This is a genomic window from Dokdonella sp., assembly GCF_035703485.1.
Classification (GTDB): Bacteria; Pseudomonadota; Gammaproteobacteria; order Xanthomonadales; family Rhodanobacteraceae; genus Dokdonella.
The window spans coordinates 29,710-49,234 of the sequence record NZ_DASSYD010000103.1 but is presented as its reverse complement, the minus strand read 5'-3'; the positions used below and the strand labels follow the sequence as shown (position 1 = coordinate 49,234).

Genomic DNA, 19,525 nt, shown 5'->3' with positions numbered 1-19,525 from the left:
CGGGGCCAGCGCCCAGGTTGCGACCGCCACTGGAGGCGAGCATGGAAAATACGGAACCCAAGCCGGAATCGGCAGAAGAGGAAATCGTCGATGAATCCACCCTGGCCAGTGGCGAGGAAGCCCTGAACCAGATGATGGCCGATTACGAGATCAAGCTTGGCGAGATGCGCGAGCTGATTCTTCGCGAACGTGCCGAACTCGACAATCAGCGCAAACGCCTGCAACGCGATCTCGATCAGGCGCGCAAGTTTGCCAATGAGCGCCTGCTTGGCGAATTGTTGCCGGTGATCGACAACCTCGAACGCGGACTTGCTGCGGACAAGGGCGAAGGCAGTGGATTGCATGCTGGCGTCGAACTGACACTCAAGGAGTTGTTGCGCGTGGTCGGCGCAAATGGCCTGGTTGTCATTGACCCCTTGGGTGAGCCGTTCAACGCGGACCATCATCAAGCCATGAGCATGGTTGAATCCGACCAGGTCGAATCCAATCATGTGGTGACGGTTTTCCAGAAAGGCTACGTGCTCAATGATCGCCTGCTACGACCTGCATTGGTCAATGTGGCCCAGTAAGCGAGCTTGAAATGCACAATCCGGGCATTTAGCTGTCCGCAACGCTTGAAAGCCGACACAACACCCCCAGTTTTTGCGCCAGTGGCCGTAGCGGCCGAACAGATATATCGGGAGAGACACAATGGGCAAGATTATCGGTATCGACCTCGGCACGACAAACTCGTGCGTCGCGGTCATGGAAGGCGGCACGGTCCGCGTTATTGAGAATTCCGAGGGCGATCGTACGACGCCGTCGGTCGTCGCATTCAAGGACGGTGAAGTCCTGGTTGGTGCGAGCGCCCGGCGTGGCGCAGTGACCAACCCGAAGAACACGTTCACGGCAGTCAAGCGCCTGGTTGGACGCAAGTTCTCGGATGCCGAGGTGAAGAAGGATATTGATCTTGTTTCCTACAAGATCATCGGCCATGAAAATGGCGACGCCTGGGTCGAAACGGCTGACGGCAAGAAGATGGCGCCGCCGGAGGTCTCCGCGCAGGTGCTGATGAAGATGAAGAAGACCGCCGAAGATTATCTCGGTGAAACGGTGACCGAAGCGGTCATCACGGTTCCGGCCTACTTCAACGACAGCCAGCGTCAGGCGACCAAGGATGCCGGCCGTATTGCCGGTCTCGAGGTCAAGCGCATCATCAACGAACCGACCGCGGCTGCTCTGGCCTATGGCCTCGACAAGAAGGGCGGCGATCGCAAGATTGCGGTCTATGATCTTGGCGGCGGCACCTTCGACGTATCGATCATCGAGATTGCCGAAGTGGATGGCGAGAAGCAGTTTGAAGTGCTTGCGACCAACGGCGATACCTTCCTCGGTGGCGAGGATTTCGACATGCGCATCATCGACTACATCATTGATGAGTTCGAAAAGCAGCATGGCGTCGATCTGCGCAAGAACCCGATCCAGCTGCAGCGCGTGCGCTCGGCTGCCGAGCGCGCCAAGATCGAGCTCAGCTCGCGTCAGCAGACCGATATCAACGAACCGTTCATTACCCAGGTCAACAACGAAGGTGTGCATCTGGAGATGCGCCTGACCCGCTCCAAGCTTGAATCGCTGGTCGATGATCTGGTCAAGCGCACCATCGAGCCATGCCGCACCGCGCTCAGTGATGCCGGACTCAAGGTGAGCGATATCTCCGAAGTCATTCTCGTCGGTGGTCAGACGCGCATGCCCAAGGTGCAGGAAGCGGTCAAGAATTTCTTCGGCCAGGAGCCGCGCAAGGACGTCAACCCCGACGAGGCTGTCGCCATTGGCGCTGCCGTCCAGGGTGGCGTGCTCTCGGGCACGGTCAAGGATGTGTTGTTGCTTGACGTGACGCCGTTGTCGCTCGGAATCGAAACGCTCGGTGGTGTATTCACCAAGCTGATCGAGAAGAACACGACGATTCCGACCAAGGCTTCTCAGGTCTTTTCGACTGCCGAAGACAATCAGAGCGCGGTAACCGTGCATGTCCTGCAGGGTGAGCGCGATCAGGCTCGCTTCAACAAGTCGCTGGCCAAGTTCGATCTGACTGATATCGACGCGGCGCCGCGAGGCATGCCGCAGGTGGAAGTCACCTTCGACATCGATGCCAACGGTATCCTGCATGTGTCGGCCAAGGACAAGAAGACCGGCAAGGAGCAGCGCGTCGAGATCAAGGCCGGTTCAGGCCTGTCCGATGATGAAATCAAGCGCATGGTCGAAGATGCCGAGGTCAATCGCGAGGAAGACAAGCGTTTCCAGGAATTGGTCACGACTCGCAACAAGGCGGATCAACTGCTTCATTCGACGCGTTCCGCGCTCAAGGAGCATGGTGGCAAGGTGCCGCCCGAGCAAATGGGTGGAATCGAGGAAGCCCTGTCGGATCTCGACAAGGCCATGAAGGGTGATGACAAGGCGCAGATCGAGGCCAAGATCAGCCGCGTCGAGGAAGTTGCCCAGACCTTGCACGCTGCAGCGGCTTCGGCCGGAGCGCAGGCGAATGCCGATGAAAGCGCGCACGCCGGTCCGGGTCAGCCAGAGGATGTGGTCGATGCCGAATTCACCGAAGTGAAAGACGAAGAAAAGTAAGTACGTGTGGCAGGGCGGAACGGTGAACGGCTACTGATTGCCGCTCGCCGTTCCGCCCTTCACGTTTCTTGAGCCACATTGATCTCGATTGCTGTTCTGACCATGACCACAAAACGCTGCTACTACGAAGTCCTCTCGATCGACCGCACCGCCACGGACGAGGCGATCAAGAAATCCTTCCGCCGCCTTGCCATGAAGTGTCATCCGGATCGCTGTCCGGATGATCCCGAGGCACAGGAGCGGTTCAAGGAAGCCAAGGAGGCTTACGAAGTCCTCAGCGATGCGCAAAAGCGCGCGGCCTATGATCAACATGGACACGCTGCGTTCGAAAACGGCATGGGCGGGCGTGGTGGCTTCAATGGCGATGTCGGTGACATCTTCGGTGACATCTTCAGCGATATTTTCGGCATGGGTGGAGCCGGTCGCAGGCGTCCGCAGCGCGGATCGGATCTGCGCTATCTGATGGAGCTTGATCTCGAAGAGGCCGTTTTCGGCGTCGAAAAGAAGATCGACGTTCCGACTCTGGTTGCCTGTGAGGATTGCCAGGGTAGTGGTTCGGAAGATGGCAAGACCGCAACTTGTGATACCTGTCGCGGGCATGGTCGCGTGCGCATGCAGAACGGCATCTTCTCGGTTCAGCAGACCTGCCCGCATTGCGCAGGCAGCGGCAAGACCGTGGCCAACCCGTGCCGCACCTGCCGGGGCGATGGCCGGGTCAACGATGAACGCAGTCTTGAAGTGAAGATTCCGGCCGGCGTCGACAACGGTGATCGCATTCGCTTGAGCGGGCAGGGTGAAGCGGGACCTGCAGGAACCGTTCCCGGTGATCTGTACGTCGAGGTGCGGGTTCGCGAGCATGACATTTTCACTCGCGAGGGTGACGACCTTTATTGCGAGATTCCGATCCGCTTTGCCCAGGCAGCACTCGGTGCCGAGATCGCCGTACCAACCCTCGGCGGCGAGGCGCAAATCACGATTCCGAGCGAAACCCAGACCGGCAAGCTGTTCCGCTTGCGCGGCAAGGGCGTCAAATCGGTTCGCAGCGGGCGTGCCGGCGATTTGTTGTGCCGTGTCGTCCTCGAAACTCCGGTGAAATTGACCGCACGTCAACGCGAACTGATCGAAGAGCTCGAGACCACCTTCGTCGGTGAGAATGCGCAAACCCACTCTCCACGAAATCGCAGCTTCCTCGATGGGGTCAAGCAATTCTGGGATCGCGTCACGTCGTAATCGTTGGGTCATTCGCGCTGGTTCGGTTTACTCTGGGACTCTCCAATCGCATCACGGAATCGCAGCAATGAGCGAATCGATCCGGATTGTCATCAGTGGTGCCGCAGGGCGCATGGGCAAGGCCTTGTCGAGCGTCATCGCCGAGCGCGATGATGTTTCACTGGTTGCCACTCTGATTCGCCCGGGAAGCGAACTTGAAAATCGCCCGACACCGACCGCGGGTGCGCCGAACTATGCGACGCGCTTGCCTGAGTCTGTCATTGCCGATGTGCTGATCGATTTTTCCGCCAGTTCCGGTTTTGATGCCGCGCTGGAACTTGCGCTGACACGCAACATCGCCTTCGTCAGCGGTTCAACCGGACTTGATCCGTCCCAGATCGAAGCGCTGGATCAAGCGGCGCGCCGGATTCCACTGATGTGGGCGGCCAATTTCAGTGTCGGCGTTGCCGTACTCGAGCATCTGGTCGGTGAAGCCGCGCGCTTGTTGCCGGATTGGGATTGCGAAATCATTGAATCGCACCATCGGCACAAGCTCGATGCACCTTCGGGAACCGCATTGACGCTCGGGCGTCGCGCTGGCGAGGCTCGCGGTGTTGATGCGCCCGATCCGGATCTGGATCGCAATGGGCGACGCGACGTCGGAACGATTGGCTACTCGGTCAGTCGCGGAGGCGATATCGTCGGTGAACATGAGGTGCGTCTGGCCGGATTCGGCGAGCGCGTTGAACTCATCCACCGCGCTACTGATCGCGCCATCTTTGCCAAGGGCGCGCTGACCGCAGCCTGCTGGTTGTCGCGGCAAGTGCCAGGACGCTACAGCATGGCTGACATGCTCGGCCTCTGATCAGTTTGTTCGCTGAAGCGGGTTGTAAGGTGCGGTATGACCTGCCGGCCCGCGACCGACTGCACGCAATGGTACCGCCTGGCGATCTGCCGCGATGCGCGTCGCCAGGACTGAATCAAGCGGCGCAGTCGTTGGTGGGTTGTTGTCGATACCGGCGACGCTCTTGGTTCCGCTCGATTGCGGATCGAGCCAGTCGCGCAGACGACTTGACGGCGAGGGGCTGTTCCATGCCGCCGAGAATTTTCCATAGCAATCCGTGCCATTGTCGGGCTGGGTAGGCTGGGCAAGTGAGCAAGCGGCATTGCCGCCGGAAAGTACGCCGATCAGGCGACGCCCATGGCCGCTGCTGTCGCTGGACGGGATAAACAATCCGGATCCCGACGAGCCGCCTTCGGTAGTGCCCTGATCATAGGGGCCGGTCATCCAATGCGAATCGGTCCCGAAACTTCCGGTTCCGATGCAGTTGTAGGTGGAGCGTGGTGCAGTCGGGCTGTTGTCGACCTTGGCGACATCGCCACTCGGGTGGTGCAAGCCGATGCTGGCCGACGGAGCAATGCCGTCCGCATCCCAGCCGGCATGAAAAAGATTCCAGCCCGGATCTGGCGTCTGGTTCAGTTCAACGAGGGTGAAATCGGCGTCGGCGCGCGTGGCGCGCAAGGTCGCGCCGGTTTGATTCTGCGCGAACGACCAGCCCCTGGTTATCGCGCAGTCGGTGGATTGATAGTTCCAGTACACGCGCATGCTGGTTGCTTCCGATTGGGTGGATACGCAGTGCGCGGCGGTCAGCACATAGTTCTTGCGATCACCGGGAACATCGTTGAGCAGGGTCGCTGTGCACAGATAGGTACTATTGTCGCCGACGACACGAAACTCGTAATAGGCAACGGCACGCTGTTCATCGGAGTAGGGCTGGCCAAGCGGGCAGACGACATTGACGTTGCAGGCACCTGACCCGTTCGGATTGCCGTTCTTGCTGATCGGGTTGAAAAGATCACGGTAGCCCGCGCCAACATGGGTCAGGCTCGGCAGCGCGGTCTCGATCGCCGAACCGGCGGGCAACCGGATTTCGACCATGGCGCTGTCACCGGGAACCATCGGTATCCACAAGGGCATGGCGTCAGCGGCGTCGTACGGGCCTTCGTAATAGTCATCGGCGCCGATCACCCAAAGCGAGGCATCAGCCGGCAAGCTGCCGCTTTCAAAGCCCAGGTGCAGATCGGTGGCTCCGGGAACCCGTACGCGCAGGCGCCACAGCGAACCGCCATCGGCAAGCACCTGCCACTGACCGCTGCTGAGCGGATTGAAAGAAACCGTATTGCCTGCGGCAATGGCCAGGCGCTTGTCGTGCATGACACCGACCTGTTGCAGCTTGGCATCGTCCAGATCCCGCAAGGCAGCCGCATCGATCTCGGGCAGGCTTGCCAGAGGAACTGAAAACCCGGCCTTGGCCGCATTCCCGATGCTCCATGGGGCCTCGCCATGACGGGCGAAAGCAGGGGCGACGGCGAGCATCGCAATCAGGGTGATGAGGCTGGAGAACAGGTTCTTCATGGTCGGGTCCGGATCAGTCGAGATGCGCTGCATCATCCTTGCGTCCTGCGCCGATCCTGTGATCGATGGCACCGAACAGTTTCTTGAACAAGCGCGAAAGTTTACCGCGTTGAGTCTTGCGAAGCTTCTCCTGTTCACTGATCAACCAGGCAACCTGAATGACCCGGCGCTCACCTTCGTATGGCAGATGGCCATGAAACGAATGCTCACTACGCCGGAATGCGGCCAGATTACCGTACAGCGGGCGTATTTCAGGGCCTAGGGCAACGTTGATCAAGTGGCGCAATCGTCACGACACCTGTCTGCGTGCAGATCGCGGCGCGCTGGCGTAGATGCACTGGCCGTGCTTCAAGCCAGCGCAACAAAGAGCTGCGCGCAGACAGGTGTCGCCTAACCGATTGTTTTTGTTGAAACAGGTGGCATCCAGAAGGTCCGCCAGCCGCACCGCGCGGATCGTCAAGGCAACCAGCCTTCACTTCGCCACGCAGCACGACCGGCGAACCTTCTGAATGCCATGACGGTTGGGCCACTTGATCAGCGTTGCCCTACTGATCATCGATGCTGTCTGCCCGCTGCAGGAAGCGCAGGCAGCCAGCACTGGTATCTGGCCAGGTTTCGTTGAGATAGAGCAGGGCGGTTGCAATCTTGGATTGGCTGTCGGTGTGGATCGTGCCATGCCGCTTGTTCAGCATCCGACAGATTGTGACCAGGGTCGGAAATGTTTCCAGCGAATCAATGCCGAGTTTCATTCCGACGACGTGGGCAAAGACCGGGGCGGTCAGTTCGGCAATCAGGGCGTTGACGGAAGGGCCACAATCGTCAGGTTCGTGGGGGAAAAAACCTGCGCTCGTATAGCGTGGAAAATCAACGGCAAGGCGGGCGCGGGCAGAATCATCGAGCACGCCAGCGGCAACAAGGAACGCGAACGGTTCCTTTTGAGCCCTGTTGCCAGGGCGATCAAGAACTTCCAGCCTGAGCATTCGCACGAAACAGACCAGTGTGGGCCAGCAATTGCTCTCCATTTTAAGGGTATCCGGAATGCGAAGGTGGACAGAGCAGCGGCCGATGCCTATCATTCCTCCTCGCCTCGATCCCAACTTGCCTAACCACGGACTGGTTCCCGCCAGCCCGCAGGTTCTGCTGCATCCATGCCCTGGATTCAGTTGAATGGCCCCAACCAGGCGAACGTATGTCTCAACAAGCCATCCTTGCCCTCGCCGACGGTAGTCTGTTTCGTGGCCGATCCATTGGCGTCGACGGCAGCAGCCACGGCGAAGTGGTTTTCAATACGGCGATGAGCGGTTATCAGGAAATCCTGACAGACCCTTCATACGCCCAACAGATCGTCACCCTGACTTATCCGCATATCGGCAATACCGGCTGCAACGCCGAGGATGTCGAATCGGATCGTGTGCAGGTTGCCGGGCTTGTCATCCGGGATTTGCCGCGACTGGCCAGTAGCTGGCGCAGCGAAGAATCACTGGATACCTATCTGAAGCGCAACAACGTGGTCGCCATTGCCGATATTGATACGCGTCGCCTGACCCGAATTCTGCGCGAAAGCGGAGCCCAGAGTGGTTGCATCATGGCCGGTACCGGGATATCCGACGAAACGGCACTGGCCACGGCGCGCGGGTTTGCCGGCCTTGCCGGCCTGGATCTGGCCAAAGTCGTCAGTGCCGAGACGTCGCGCCCCTGGTCTGCCGGTAGCCACGATCTGGATTTGGGTAGCGCACGTTTGACGGCGGCAAGGTTTCGCGTGGTTGCCTATGATTTCGGCGTCAAACAGAACATCTTGCGCCTGCTCGTTGATCGCGGATGTGAAATCACCGTGGTGCCGGCGCAGACACCGGCCAGTGAAGTGCTCGCGCTGAAGCCCGATGGCGTGTTTCTTTCCAATGGTCCTGGTGACCCGGAACCCTGTGATTACGCAATTGCGGCGATTCGCGAGTTCGTCGATGCGCGCATTCCGGTCTTCGGCATCTGCCTTGGACATCAGTTGCTCGGATTGGCACTCGGTGCGCGCACACAGAAAATGAAATTTGGCCATCATGGTGCCAACCATCCCGTTATTGACCTCGGCACGGGGCGCGTGATGATTTCCAGCCAGAACCATGGCTTTTCAATCGATGAGTCGAGTTTGCCCGATACGGTCAAGGCGACCCATCGTTCGCTGTTTGATGGCTCGCTGCAGGGGATCGAGCTTGTCGATGCACCGGCATTCGGATTTCAGGGGCATCCGGAAGCCAGTCCCGGGCCGCAAGATGTGGCTCCCTTGTTTGATCGATTCATTCAACTGATGGAGGCGCACGCGTCTGCCGCGGCGTAATGGCATGAACAATCCACATTTGATTGCCCAGGTATTGCTTGCAACCCTGATTGGCCTGTTGATTCCAAGTGCGCAGGCCGCCACTCCGGTCAGCAGTGACGGACATGCTGATGGCAAGGCCGCAAAGCACAGCTTGCGCGAAGTCGAATACAGCGCGCTGGAAAACAAGATCGGCAGTCGGTTGGTTATCCAGACAACCAACGACACGACCCGGAGTGGCACGTTGCAGCGCTATACCACGGTCGGCATCAGCGTGAAGCTCGGAGCGGATCAGGGTTCGATCGAGTTGTCCATTCCGCGCGACACGATTCGCAAGGTGATGCTCGAAATTGCACCTGCCGATCCGCTTTTCTCCAACGAAACTTCTCCGCACGAAGGTAAGCCCGGTGCCAAAAAGAACTGATATACGCACCATCCTGGTCATTGGCGCAGGGCCGATCGTCATCGGTCAGGCCTGCGAATTCGACTATTCAGGCGCACAAGCCTGCAAGGCGCTCAAGGATGAGGGCTACCGTGTCGTCCTGGTCAATTCGAACCCGGCGACGATCATGACGGATCCGGAAACCGCGGATGCGGTCTATATCGAGCCGATCAATGCGCGCATGGTCGAGAAGATCATCGCCAAGGAAAAGCCCGATGCCCTGCTGCCGACCATGGGTGGCCAGACTGCGCTCAACTGTGCGCTGGATCTGGCCGATCGGGGCGTGCTCGAAAAGCACAATGTTGAACTGATTGGAGCCTCACGCAAGGCCATCCGCATGGCCGAGGATCGCGAGTTGTTTCGCGTCGCCATGGGCGAGATCGGACTGGATTGTCCAAAGGCGGAGGTCGTGCGCACTCTCGAGCATGCGCTGGAGGCACAGCTCAATGTTGGCTATCCGACCATCATCCGGCCCAGTTTCACCCTGGGGGGTTCGGGTGGCGGCATCGCCTACAACCGCGAAGAGTTCGAGGAGATTGTCACTCGCGGCATCGAGCTTTCGCCGACCAACGAGGTGCTGATTGAAGAATCGGTACTTGGCTGGAAGGAATTCGAGATGGAAGTGGTTCGCGACACCGCGGACAACTGCATCATCGTCTGTGCAATCGAGAACGTTGACCCCATGGGCGTGCATACCGGCGATTCGATCACGGTGGCTCCGGCACAGACCCTGACCGACAAGGAATATCAGCGTCTGCGCGACGCTTCGATCGCCGTGCTGCGCAAGATTGGTGTCGATACCGGCGGTTCCAATGTCCAGTTTGGCATCAATCCCGCAGATGGCCGGGTTGTCGTCATCGAGATGAATCCGCGCGTATCGCGCTCATCGGCACTGGCCTCCAAGGCCACCGGGTTCCCGATTGCCAAGGTCGCGGCCAAGCTTGCCGTCGGCTATACCCTGGACGAACTGCGCAACGAAATCACCGGTGGCCAGACTCCGGCTTCGTTCGAGCCATCGATCGACTATGTCGTGACCAAGATTCCGCGCTTCGCCTTCGAGAAATTTCCGGCCGCCGATTCACGCCTGACCACGCAAATGAAATCGGTCGGCGAAGTCATGGCGATCGGGCGCACTTTCCAGGAGTCATTGCAAAAGGCGCTGCGCGGGCTTGAAACCGGCAAGAACGGCTTGAGCCCGATGGAGCTCGACACCTCGAACGAAATCGGCATGACCACGCTCAAGCGTGAGCTGCGCGAGCCGGGACCGGAACGTCTGCTCTACATCGGCGATGGTTTTCGCACCGGGCTTTCACTTGAGGAAATGTACAATCTGACTCATATCGACCCCTGGTTTCTTGATCAGATCAAGGAGTTGATCGAGATTGAGGGGGAAGTCGGCGAACAAGGCCTTCAGGCGATTGATGCCGAGCGCATGTGTGCGCTCAAGCGCAAGGGATTCTCGGATTCACGCCTGGCCGAATTGCTCGATACCGACGAGAACGCCGTGCGCCATCTGCGCTGGGCATTCAAGGTGCGCCCGGTCTACAAGCGCGTGGACTCCTGTGCCGCCGAATTTGCGACGACGACGGCTTATCTGTATTCGACCTATGAGGAAGAGTGCGAAGCCGAACCGACAACGCGGGACAAGATCATGGTCCTCGGCGGTGGCCCGAATCGTATCGGTCAGGGTATCGAATTCGACTATTGCTGCGTTCACGCCGCCCTTGCGCTGCGCGAGGATGGCTACGAAACCATCATGGTCAATTGCAATCCGGAAACGGTTTCGACGGATTACGACACGTCGGATCGCCTGTATTTCGAATCACTGACGCTCGAAGATGTTCTGGAGATCATCGACAAGGAAAAGCCCAAGGGCGTCATCGTGCAGTACGGCGGACAGACGCCGCTCAAGCTTGCGCGAGCGCTCGAGGCGGCAGGGGCGCCGATCATCGGCACCTCGCCGGACTCGATTGATCTGGCCGAGGATCGTGAACGCTTCCAGAAGATGATCATCAAACTCAACCTCGCCCAGCCACCGAATCGTACGGCCCGCAACGCCGACGAAGCGTTGGCACTGGCTCGCGAAATCGGCTATCCGCTGGTCGTGCGACCGAGTTATGTGCTCGGCGGGCGAGCGATGGAAGTCGTGCACGATGATGAGGACCTGTCGCGTTATGTGCGCGATGCGGTCAAGGTTTCCAACGACTCACCCGTGTTGCTTGATCGCTTCCTCGATCACGCCACCGAGATCGATGTCGATCTGGTCGCCGATGCCGAAGGCAACGTGTTGATCGGTGGCGTCATGGAACACATCGAGGAAGCTGGCGTGCATTCGGGCGACTCCTCGTGTTCACTGCCACCGTACTCACTGAGTGCCGAATTGCAGGCTCGTTTGCGCGAACAGGTCACTCTCATGGCCCGCGAACTCAAGGTCATCGGATTGATGAATACCCAGTTTGCAGTTCAGGGTGATTCGATTTTTGTCCTCGAAGTCAATCCACGCGCTTCGCGCACGGTGCCGTTCGTGTCCAAGGCGACCGGTGTGCCGCTGGCCAAGATCGCAGCGCGCTGCATGGTCGGTCGCAGTCTTGCCGATCAAGGCATGACGCGCGAGCTGGTGCCGGATTATTACTCGGTCAAGGAAGCGATTTTCCCGTTCCTCAAGTTTCAGAATGTCGATCCGATTCTCGGACCGGAAATGCGTTCGACCGGTGAAGTCATGGGCGTTGGTCGCAGTTTCGGTGAAGCCTTTGCGCGTGCCCACGAGGCGGCCGGAATCATGCCGCCTTCGGTTGGCAAGGCATTTCTGTCGGTGCGTGATTCGGACAAGTCACGTCTGCTTGCAGTCGCCGAGGATTTGCTGCGTCGCGGCTTCAGTCTGGTCGCAACCAGCGGTACCTGTGCCTGGCTCAGCGATCACGGCATCGTCTGCGAGCGCATCAACAAGGTCATCGAGGGTCGGCCGCACATCGTCGACCTGATCAAGAACCGTGAGATCGTATTCATCGTCAACACCACGGAAGGCAAGCAGGCCATCGCGGATTCTTTCTCGATCCGGCGCCAGGCCCTGCAGCAACGGGTTACGTATTCGACTACCATTTCGGGCGCACGTGCCTTGCTTCATTCACTGGATTTCCGTGATAGCGAGAGCGTCTTGAGCCTGCAGGAACTGCATAGAGAATTGACCGTATGAACCGAGCTCCCATGACCCAGCAAGGCGCCATCCGTTTGCGCGCCGAACTTGATCGACTCAAAACGGAAGATCGCCCGCGCATCATCCAGGCCATCGCCGAAGCGCGCGCGCATGGCGATCTCAAGGAAAACGCCGAATACCATGCCGCTCGCGAGATGCAGGGATTTACCGAAGGCCGCATCAAGGAACTGGAGGCTGGCCTCAGCTATGCGGATGTCATCGATATCACCAAGCTCAATGCCGGCAAGAAGATCGTCTTTGGCGCAACCGTTGAACTGGTCGATGAAGACAGCGGCGAAGAGGTGACTTATCAGATCGTTGGCGACATGGAGGCCGACATCAAGCAGAAGCTGATCTCGGTGATGTCGCCGTTTGCCCGTGCCTTGATCGGCAAGAGTGAAGGCGACAGCTTCGAGTTCCAGGCGCCGAATGGCACACGCAATTACGAGATCCTCGCCGTTCGCTACAGCGCCTGATCTTGATGAGCCGCGTTTGTCTGCTGCTGCCTGACTGGACCCGCTGCGTCGCCTCCGAGGTGGTTGCCAGGGGCAGTCTGAGTGAATGGTGCGCGCGTGCTGATCGCCTTGAACCCGGGGCAGGCGGGTTCGCCGCCGCAGTGCGGGAGGTTTTGCCGTGGGGTGGTTCACCTCTGCCCGCGGCCGCATTGAGCCGTCAGATCGATGTTGGTGATGCCGCCGATTCGGCCTGGTTGCGGGCTGATCCTGCGTATGTGCGCGCCGACATGGTCACCGCCCGCATGCTGGCCTGCGGCGAGCTCGGTTTGACCGATGAGGAGTCAGCCGGCCTGGCCAGGGAATTGATGCCGCTGTTCGGTGACGCCGGCTTTGAGCTTGATGCGCGTTTTTCCAACCGCTGGTATCTGCGTGCAGCCATTGGCTCGGATTTGCCTGCGTGTGCTTCGCCCGACGAGGCCATGGGTGATGACCTCAAGCTGCATCTGCCCCAGGGCGCGGCGGGAAAGCGCTGGCGTCAGTTATTCAACGATTCGCAAATCATCCTGCACAACCATCCGGTCAATGCGCAGCGTGCCGCGCGTGGCGCGGTCAGCGTCAACAGCTTGTGGTTCTGGGGAGCGGGCGTACTGCCGGTTTCGGTGCGCGGCGGATTCGAGCGGATTTTCAGCGACGGACTTGAGCTTCGCGGCCTGGCGCAGATTGCCGGCATTCCGCGGCAGTCGCTCGAACTGAAATCACTGCAGGCGCAGCTTTCAGAATCCGGCAACGGTGATCTGCTGATCGATTTGACCGGTTTGCGCAACGACCTGCTTGAATCCTCGTTGCGGACAATCGACAACGCGCTGCGGCGAGGACATGTGCGTGGCGCCGACCTGCTCTTCGCATCGGGTCAGCGTTATCGCTTGCAGAGCTTGCATCGTCTGCGCTTCTGGCGACGGATCAGCGAACTGCGCTGCTGATGCTGACCCGTCTGCAGCGACGCCCGGTTCCTTCAATCCAGATCGACTGGCCGCACGGCATGCACCCGGTTCTACGCCGCGTCTACGCCTCGCGTGGAATCGACGACGTCTGCCAGATCGATCATCGCCTGGCTTCGATGGCTGCGCCGGCAACACTTGGTGGCATCGAGGTGGCCTGTCAGTTGCTGGCCGCGGCCATCGCCGACAACAAGCGCATTGTCGTCGTCGGCGACTTCGACTGCGATGGCGCAACCGGCACGGCAGTTGCGGTCAGAGGTTTGCGCCTGCTCGGTGCCAATCATGTCGACTATCGCGTACCGAACCGTCAGCTTCACGGCTATGGACTGACCACCGCCCTGGTCGCGACCCTCGTAGATCCCGCGCCGGATCTGATCGTCACCGTCGACAATGGTGTCGCCAGCCTCGCCGGCGTCGCTGCGGCCCGCGCACGCGGCATCGATGTGCTGGTCACCGATCATCATCTGCCCGGTCCGGTGTTGCCTGCGGCGAACGCGATGGTCAATCCGAACCTGCCTGGCGATAGCTTTCCGAGCAAGGCCCTGGCCGGGGTCGGTGTCATGTTTTGTCTGCTCGTTGCCTTGCGTGCGCATTTGCGCGAGTCGGGCTGGTTTGTGGCGCAAGCGCGCAGCGAACCGGATATCGGTTGCCTGCTGGATCTGGTCGCACTCGGCACGGTTGCCGATCTCGTCGCGCTCGATTTCAATAACCGCGTGCTCGTCAATGCTGGCATGAAACGCATTCGCTCCGAGCGAGCTTGCGCCGGCATTCAGGCTCTGGCCCGCGTTTCCGGTCGCGATGTGCGTACCTTGATTCCTGCTGACCTCGGGTTTGCGCTCGGGCCGCGCATCAATGCGGCCGGGCGCCTGGAAGACATGGCCCTGGGCATTGAATGTCTGCTTGCCGATGATCCGCAGCACGCACTGGAATTGGCCGAGCGACTGTCGGCGATCAATGCCGAGCGCCGTGAATTGCAGGCCAGCATGATCGAGCAAGCCGACGCTGCGGTCTCGTGCTGGATCGCCGCACAGGGTCAGGCACAACTGCCAATCGGCCTGACCTTGTTCGAGCAGGATTGGCATCCCGGCGTAGTCGGCCTGGTTGCATCCCGACTCAAGGACCGATTGCACCGGCCCGTGGTTGCGTGTGCCCCGGCAGGAGATGGCAGCAGCGAGGTGCGTGCTTCGGCGCGCTCGATTCGCGGCATCCATGTACGCGACATGCTGGCTGAAGTCGATGCGCGCAAACCCGGCCTTATCCTGCGTTTTGGCGGCCATGCCATGGCTGCAGGGCTGACCCTAGAGCAATCTTCAGTTGGCGAATTTGCCGCTGAATTCGATGCCGTGGTGCGTGAGCGTGCAGCGGCCGATCTGTTTGAACCAATTCTGATGACCGATGGCGAACTGGGTGGCGCTGACCTCAGTCTCGACCTGGCCCGGGTATTGCGCTTCGCCGGACCCTGGGGGCAGGGCTTTGCCGAACCGATTTTCGAGAATGACTTCGAGCTCGTCTCCTGGCGCCTGGTCGGCTCGAAGCACTGGAAACTCAAATTGCGTTTGTGCAAACAAGCCAGCGTGGTCGATGCCATGTTGTTCAATGCCGAGCCAGGTGCCACGCCAGCAGCGACATTCCGTGCGGCGTATCAGCTCGATGTCAACGAGTGGAACGGGCGCGAATCGCTGCAATTGATCCTGCGTCACGTCGAAGCGCTGGATTGACGCGGCAAACCCGCACGGGCTCTGATTTGCTATTCTTTGCGACCGACCTTGCACTGCAGCATTCCCGTGATCGAGACCAACCCCCTACACGCAACTATTGATGACCTGACCGAGCGCCTTGATTCGCTCCGGGGGTATCTTTGACTTCGATACGAAGTCCGAGCGCCTTGAAGAAGTCAGCCTGGAACTTGAGAACCCGAATATCTGGGACGATCCGGCGCATGCGCAGGAACTTGGCAAGGAGCGCGCCCAGCTTGAGCGCGTAGTCAATGGCATCGTCGAATTGACCCAAAGCCTGAAGGATTCCGGCGAACTCCTCGAACTTGGCGAAATGGAAGACGACGAGGATGTGATCAACGGCGTTGAAGCCGATGTTGCCGCAATCACGGCTCGCGTCGAGAAGCTGGAATTCCATCGCATGTTCTCCGGCGAAATGGATGGCATGAATGCCTTCGTCGATATCCAGGCTGGCGCAGGTGGCACCGAAGCACAGGATTGGGCCGAGATGCTGCTGCGCATGTACTTGCGCTGGGCCGAAGACAAGGGTTGGAAAACCGAAATTCTGGAGGTTTCGGCGGGCGATGTGGCCGGAGTCAAAAGCGCCACGTTCAAGGTTGAAGGCGACTACGCCTACGGCTGGCTGAAGACCGAGATCGGCGTGCATCGTCTGGTACGCAAGTCGCCGTTCGATTCCGACAACCGCCGGCACACCAGCTTCACCTCGGTTTTCGTTTCGCCCGAAGTTGATGACAACATCGATATCGACATCAATCCGGCCGACCTGAAAACCGACGTCTATCGCTCATCCGGCGCCGGTGGCCAGCACGTCAACAAGACGGAATCCGCTGTTCGCATCACCCATGTGCCGACTGGCGTCGTGGTCGCCTGCCAGACCGGCCGCTCACAGCACTCCAATCGCGACAACGCAATGAAGATGCTGCGCGCCAAGCTGTACGAGCTCGAGGTGCAGAAGCGCAATGTCGAGCGCGACGCGCTGGAAGCAACCAAGTCGGATATCGGCTGGGGCAGTCAGATCCGCAACTATGTGCTCGATCAAAGCAGAATCAAGGATTTGCGTACCGGAATTGAGCGGACTGATACGCAGAACGTGCTTGACGGCGACCTCGATGATTTTATCGAAGCCAGTCTGAAATCCGGCCTCGAAGCGGGTGCCAAGCGCGTAGACGCTTGACTGCACTTGTCCAGCCAGTTCCTTTCACCAGCAGCTACCCAGCGAGCCTCAGCGATGACCGATAGCGTTTCCCCTGTACCCGCAGATTCTTCGACTCCTGCAACTGCCGTCGCACAAGACGAGAACAAGCTGGTTGCCGAGCGGCGCGAGAAGCTGAAAGCGTTGCGTGAGATCGGCAATGCCTATCCGAACGACTATCGAGTCGACGCGTTCGCCGGTGACCTGCAGGCGGAATTCGGTGATGTTGAGCAGTGGGATGCCGAAGCACTTGCCGCACAGGCGCGGCGGGTTCGTATTGGCGGACGCATTCTTGCGCGCCGGATCATGGGCAAGGCCAGTTTCGTGCAGATTCAGGACATGAGTGGGCAGATCCAGTTGTTTCTGCAAGGTTCGGCCCTGGGCGAAACCTACGATGCTTTCAAGGGCTGGGATACGGGCGATATCATCGGTGCCGAAGGCGTGCTGATGCGTACGCGCACCGGCGAACTGTCGATCAAGGTTGATTCGCTGCGCCTGCTGACCAAGTCGTTGCGTCCTCTTCCCGACAAGTGGCACGGTCTCGCCGATATCGAGCAGCGTTATCGTCAGCGCTACGTTGATCTGATCGTGACGCCGGAGTCACGCAACGCATTCGTCCTGCGTTCGCGGGCCATCGGCTTCATGCGCCAATGGCTGGAATCCGAGCCTCGCCGTTTCATGGAAGTCGAGACGCCGATGATGCACGTCATCCCGGGTGGTGCGACGGCACGACCTTTCGTGACTCACCACAATGCGCTCGATCTGGACCTCTATCTGCGTGTTGCTCCCGAGCTGTATCTCAAGCGTCTTGTCGTTGGTGGCTTCGAGCGTGTCTACGAAATCAATCGCAACTTCCGCAACGAGGGGGTTTCGACCCGACATAACCCCGAATTCACGATGCTGGAGCTGTATCAGGCCTATGCCAGCTACACCGAGATCATGGATCTCACTGAAGCGCTGATGCGCGATACCGCGCAAGCAACGCTCGGTCGCAGCGCATTGACCTGGGAGGGCAGGGATATCGACCTCGGTCCGCCATTCCGGCGTTGGCGCATGGATGATGCGGTGCTGGAGCACAACCCTGAAATCAAGCGCGAAGAGCTGCGCAATCGCGAGGCCATGGCCAAGCACTGTGCCCGACTCAAGATCGCGATCAAGCCGGGTTACGGCTGGGGCAAGATCCTGCTCGAGGTTTTCGAGGCGACGGTCGAAGCGACTTTGATTCAACCCACTTTCATCACTGCACACCCGGTCGAGGTTTCGCCGTTGGCGCGTGAGAGTGACAGCGAGCCCGGCGTTACGGACCGCTTCGAGCTGTTCATCGGAGGCAAGGAACTTGCCAATGGATTTTCCGAGCTGAACGACCCCGAGGACCAGGCCGCACGCTTTCAGGCCCAGGTCGATGCACTTGACGCGGGCGATGACGAAGCCATGCATTTTGATGCCGACTACATCCGTGCGCTTGAGTACGGTTTGCCGCCGACGGGGGGACTTGGAATTGGCGTCGACCGATTCATCATGCTGCTGGCGGATGTTGCATCGATTCGCGATGTGCTCTTGTTCCCGTATATGCGCCCACAACGTATATCTGGCGAATGACACGGCCTTTCATTGCCGTTCAGAATCTGTGATTGACAGCCCGTCCGTCACGACCATCGCAGGTTCCGAACGCTTTCAGGTGCCTGGTTCTCTGCACCGGATACGCTCCATTGGGCAGCGTCGCTGTCCAATTTGGACCGACATATGGCGCGTTTTGATTGTGCGCTGATGTGGTAGCCTTTCTACACGAAAGATTTGCAAGAGTGTTTCTTTCCTTTGGGCCGGATTACGGCCGCGAATCACTCGAATCGGTTCACAACCGTGCCGAGTACGGCCCGGGCTAGCAGGATTATTTGTTGGAGGAGGCCGGCATGAACGTTCTGATCGTCGATGATCAACCGTCAGCTCGAACCATGCTCAGACATATTGTCGAGGGCGTCGGGCCTGTCGTTCAGGTTTCAGATTTCGGCAATCCTGTGGATGCCTTGCACTGGTCAGACAGCAACAGTACGGATCTGCTCCTGCTCGACTACCGCATGCCTGAAATGGATGGTCTGGAGTTCGCCCGGCGCTTTCGCCGGCCGATTTCGCGTCGCGATATTCCGATCATCCTGATCAGCGTCGTCGGCGATGAGCCGGTCCGTCAGGCAGCGCTGGATGCCGGCGTCATCGACTTCCTGATCAAGCCGGTGCGTCCACGCGAGCTTCGCTCCCGCTGCAAGAATCTGCTGCAGATTCGCAGGCAGGGCGAAACGGTCAAGGAGCGTGCGCGTTCACTTGAGCAGAAGGTCCTCGAAGGTGTTCAGGAGATCGAGCAACGCGAGCGCGAGATGCTGTTCCGGTTGGCCAAGGCCATCGAATTTCGCGATTTCGGCACCGGAGCACATTTGTTGAGAATGGCTCGTTACTGCGAGCTGATCGCCGAGAACATGGGTATGTCCGAAGAGGATGTACGGACGCTTACGCTTGCTGCGCCGTTGCACGACATTGGAAAAATTGGCATCCCGGATTCAATCCTGCTCAAGCGTGGCAGTTTGACCGATGACGAGATGACCGAGATGCGCAAACATCCGTTGATCGGATTTGAGATTCTTCGCGACAGTCAGAGTCACTTTGTCCAGACCGGGGCACAGATCGCCTTGCGTCATCATGAACGTTGGGACGGCAGTGGCTATCCCGATGGGCTCAAGGGTGAGCAGATTCCACTGATCGCTCGCATTGTCGCGATCGCCGACGTATTTGATGCCTTGACCTCCGAGCGACCTTACAAGCGCGCCTGGAGCAATCAGGAATCGTTTGCCTATCTCCGCGAGCACGCGGGAACCTTGTTCGATCCGGAGTGCGTCAGGATTCTGCTCGCCAACGAAGCCCGCATCATCGAGATCCAGAACGCGAAGCTGGTGCCAACAGGCCTTGGCTTGTAAGTTGCA

General features: G+C 59.3%; 16 protein-coding genes. 13 read left to right on the top strand and 3 right to left on the bottom strand.

All coding sequences use genetic code 11. The annotated features are described in order from the left end of the window. Positions 1-41 precede the first annotated feature (41 nt). The 4 genes from grpE to dapB all read left to right on the top strand — a co-directional run bounded on the left by grpE (position 42) and on the right by dapB (position 4,681). On the top strand, positions 42-569 hold the full coding sequence (gene grpE, locus VFN25_RS07725; protein WP_325140505.1) for a nucleotide exchange factor GrpE: 528 nt from the start codon (positions 42-44) through the stop codon (positions 567-569). Positions 570-690: 121 nt separating this feature from the next. Further along, complete coding sequence (gene dnaK, locus VFN25_RS07720; protein ID WP_325140503.1) at positions 691-2,607, top strand: molecular chaperone DnaK; 1,917 nt, start codon at positions 691-693, stop codon at positions 2,605-2,607. 102 nt (positions 2,608-2,709) lie between these two features. Then, positions 2,710-3,837, top strand: a complete 1,128-nt coding sequence (gene dnaJ / locus VFN25_RS07715; RefSeq protein WP_325140501.1) for a molecular chaperone DnaJ — start codon at positions 2,710-2,712, stop codon at positions 3,835-3,837. A gap of 67 nt (positions 3,838-3,904) precedes the next feature. Continuing rightward, a complete protein-coding gene (gene dapB / locus VFN25_RS07710; protein ID WP_325140499.1) occupies positions 3,905-4,681 on the top strand; it encodes a 4-hydroxy-tetrahydrodipicolinate reductase in 777 nt (258 codons plus the stop codon). Here dapB and VFN25_RS07705 read toward each other — a convergent pair whose 3' ends face one another. The 3 genes from VFN25_RS07705 to VFN25_RS07695 all read right to left on the bottom strand — a co-directional run bounded on the left by VFN25_RS07705 (position 4,682) and on the right by VFN25_RS07695 (position 7,254). Next, positions 4,682-6,268 carry a trypsin-like serine peptidase gene (locus VFN25_RS07705; RefSeq protein WP_325140497.1) on the bottom strand — a complete coding sequence of 529 codons (1,587 nt, stop codon included), beginning with the start codon at positions 6,266-6,268 and terminating at the stop codon, positions 4,682-4,684. It lies immediately after the preceding gene. Next, on the bottom strand, positions 6,246-6,509 hold the full coding sequence (locus VFN25_RS07700) for a hypothetical protein (RefSeq protein ID WP_325140496.1): 264 nt from the start codon (positions 6,507-6,509) through the stop codon (positions 6,246-6,248). Before VFN25_RS07700 ends, VFN25_RS07705 begins: the two co-directional genes overlap by 23 nt. 268 nt (positions 6,510-6,777) lie before the next feature. After that, on the bottom strand, positions 6,778-7,254 hold the full coding sequence (locus tag VFN25_RS07695; RefSeq protein ID WP_325140495.1) for a hypothetical protein: 477 nt from the start codon (positions 7,252-7,254) through the stop codon (positions 6,778-6,780). Positions 7,255-7,421: 167 nt separating this feature from the next. Between VFN25_RS07695 and carA the strand changes: the two genes are divergently transcribed. The 9 genes from carA (at position 7,422) to VFN25_RS07650 (ending at position 19,519) form a co-directional block, all read left to right on the top strand. Next, the gene (gene carA, locus VFN25_RS07690; protein ID WP_325140494.1) at positions 7,422-8,561 is read left to right on the top strand and encodes a glutamine-hydrolyzing carbamoyl-phosphate synthase small subunit; all 1,140 of its coding nucleotides are present in this window, start codon (positions 7,422-7,424) and stop codon (positions 8,559-8,561) included. A 4-nt stretch (positions 8,562-8,565) separates the two neighbouring features. Further along, positions 8,566-8,964, top strand: a complete 399-nt coding sequence (locus VFN25_RS07685) for a hypothetical protein (protein WP_325140493.1) — start codon at positions 8,566-8,568, stop codon at positions 8,962-8,964. Then, positions 8,948-12,175, top strand: coding sequence for a carbamoyl-phosphate synthase large subunit (carB, locus tag VFN25_RS07680; protein ID WP_325140491.1), 3,228 nt, complete (start codon positions 8,948-8,950; stop codon positions 12,173-12,175). The genes VFN25_RS07685 and carB overlap by 17 nt, the downstream gene beginning before the upstream one ends. After that, positions 12,172-12,651, top strand: a complete 480-nt coding sequence (greA, locus tag VFN25_RS07675; protein WP_325140489.1) for a transcription elongation factor GreA — start codon at positions 12,172-12,174, stop codon at positions 12,649-12,651. Before carB ends, greA begins: the two co-directional genes overlap by 4 nt. 5 nt (positions 12,652-12,656) lie before the next feature. Continuing rightward, a complete protein-coding gene (locus VFN25_RS07670) occupies positions 12,657-13,610 on the top strand; it encodes a phosphoglycerate mutase (RefSeq protein WP_325140487.1) in 954 nt (317 codons plus the stop codon). Beyond that, positions 13,610-15,346, top strand: a complete 1,737-nt coding sequence (gene recJ / locus VFN25_RS07665) for a single-stranded-DNA-specific exonuclease RecJ (RefSeq protein WP_325140485.1) — start codon at positions 13,610-13,612, stop codon at positions 15,344-15,346. The genes VFN25_RS07670 and recJ overlap by 1 nt, the downstream gene beginning before the upstream one ends. A gap of 66 nt (positions 15,347-15,412) precedes the next feature. After that, a protein-coding gene (gene prfB, locus VFN25_RS07660) for a peptide chain release factor 2 (RefSeq protein WP_325140484.1) occupies positions 15,413-16,538 on the top strand; the annotation gives its coding sequence in 2 pieces (ribosomal slippage) (positions 15,413-15,487 and positions 15,489-16,538; 1,125 coding nt in all). Positions 16,539-16,592: 54 nt separating this feature from the next. Then, positions 16,593-18,155 (top strand): lysine--tRNA ligase, encoded by a 1,563-nt coding sequence (lysS, locus tag VFN25_RS07655; protein ID WP_325140483.1) that lies wholly within the window; start codon positions 16,593-16,595, stop codon positions 18,153-18,155. Between the two features lie 311 nt (positions 18,156-18,466). Next, entirely contained in the window at positions 18,467-19,519 is a 1,053-nt protein-coding gene (locus tag VFN25_RS07650) for a two-component system response regulator (RefSeq protein WP_325140481.1), read from the top strand. Positions 19,520-19,525 lie beyond the last annotated feature (6 nt).

Excerpts from the sequence above, each read along its gene's own strand:
- grpE (WP_325140505.1), top strand. The coding sequence starts at position 42 with ATGGAAAATACGGAACCCAAGCCGGAATCGGCAGAAGAGGAAATCGTC.
- dnaK (WP_325140503.1), top strand. The coding sequence starts at position 691 with ATGGGCAAGATTATCGGTATCGACCTCGGCACGACAAACTCGTGCGTC.
- dnaJ (WP_325140501.1), top strand. The coding sequence starts at position 2,710 with ATGACCACAAAACGCTGCTACTACGAAGTCCTCTCGATCGACCGCACC.
- dapB (WP_325140499.1), top strand. The coding sequence starts at position 3,905 with ATGAGCGAATCGATCCGGATTGTCATCAGTGGTGCCGCAGGGCGCATG.
- VFN25_RS07705 (WP_325140497.1), bottom strand. The coding sequence starts at position 6,268 with ATGATGCAGCGCATCTCGACTGATCCGGACCCGACCATGAAGAACCTG.
- VFN25_RS07695 (WP_325140495.1), bottom strand. The coding sequence starts at position 7,254 with ATGGAGAGCAATTGCTGGCCCACACTGGTCTGTTTCGTGCGAATGCTC.
- carA (WP_325140494.1), top strand. The coding sequence starts at position 7,422 with ATGTCTCAACAAGCCATCCTTGCCCTCGCCGACGGTAGTCTGTTTCGT.
- VFN25_RS07685 (WP_325140493.1), top strand. The coding sequence starts at position 8,566 with ATGAACAATCCACATTTGATTGCCCAGGTATTGCTTGCAACCCTGATT.
- greA (WP_325140489.1), top strand. The coding sequence starts at position 12,172 with ATGAACCGAGCTCCCATGACCCAGCAAGGCGCCATCCGTTTGCGCGCC.
- VFN25_RS07670 (WP_325140487.1), top strand. The coding sequence starts at position 12,657 with ATGAGCCGCGTTTGTCTGCTGCTGCCTGACTGGACCCGCTGCGTCGCC.
- recJ (WP_325140485.1), top strand. The coding sequence starts at position 13,610 with ATGCTGACCCGTCTGCAGCGACGCCCGGTTCCTTCAATCCAGATCGAC.
- lysS (WP_325140483.1), top strand. The coding sequence starts at position 16,593 with ATGACCGATAGCGTTTCCCCTGTACCCGCAGATTCTTCGACTCCTGCA.
- VFN25_RS07650 (WP_325140481.1), top strand. The coding sequence starts at position 18,467 with ATGAACGTTCTGATCGTCGATGATCAACCGTCAGCTCGAACCATGCTC.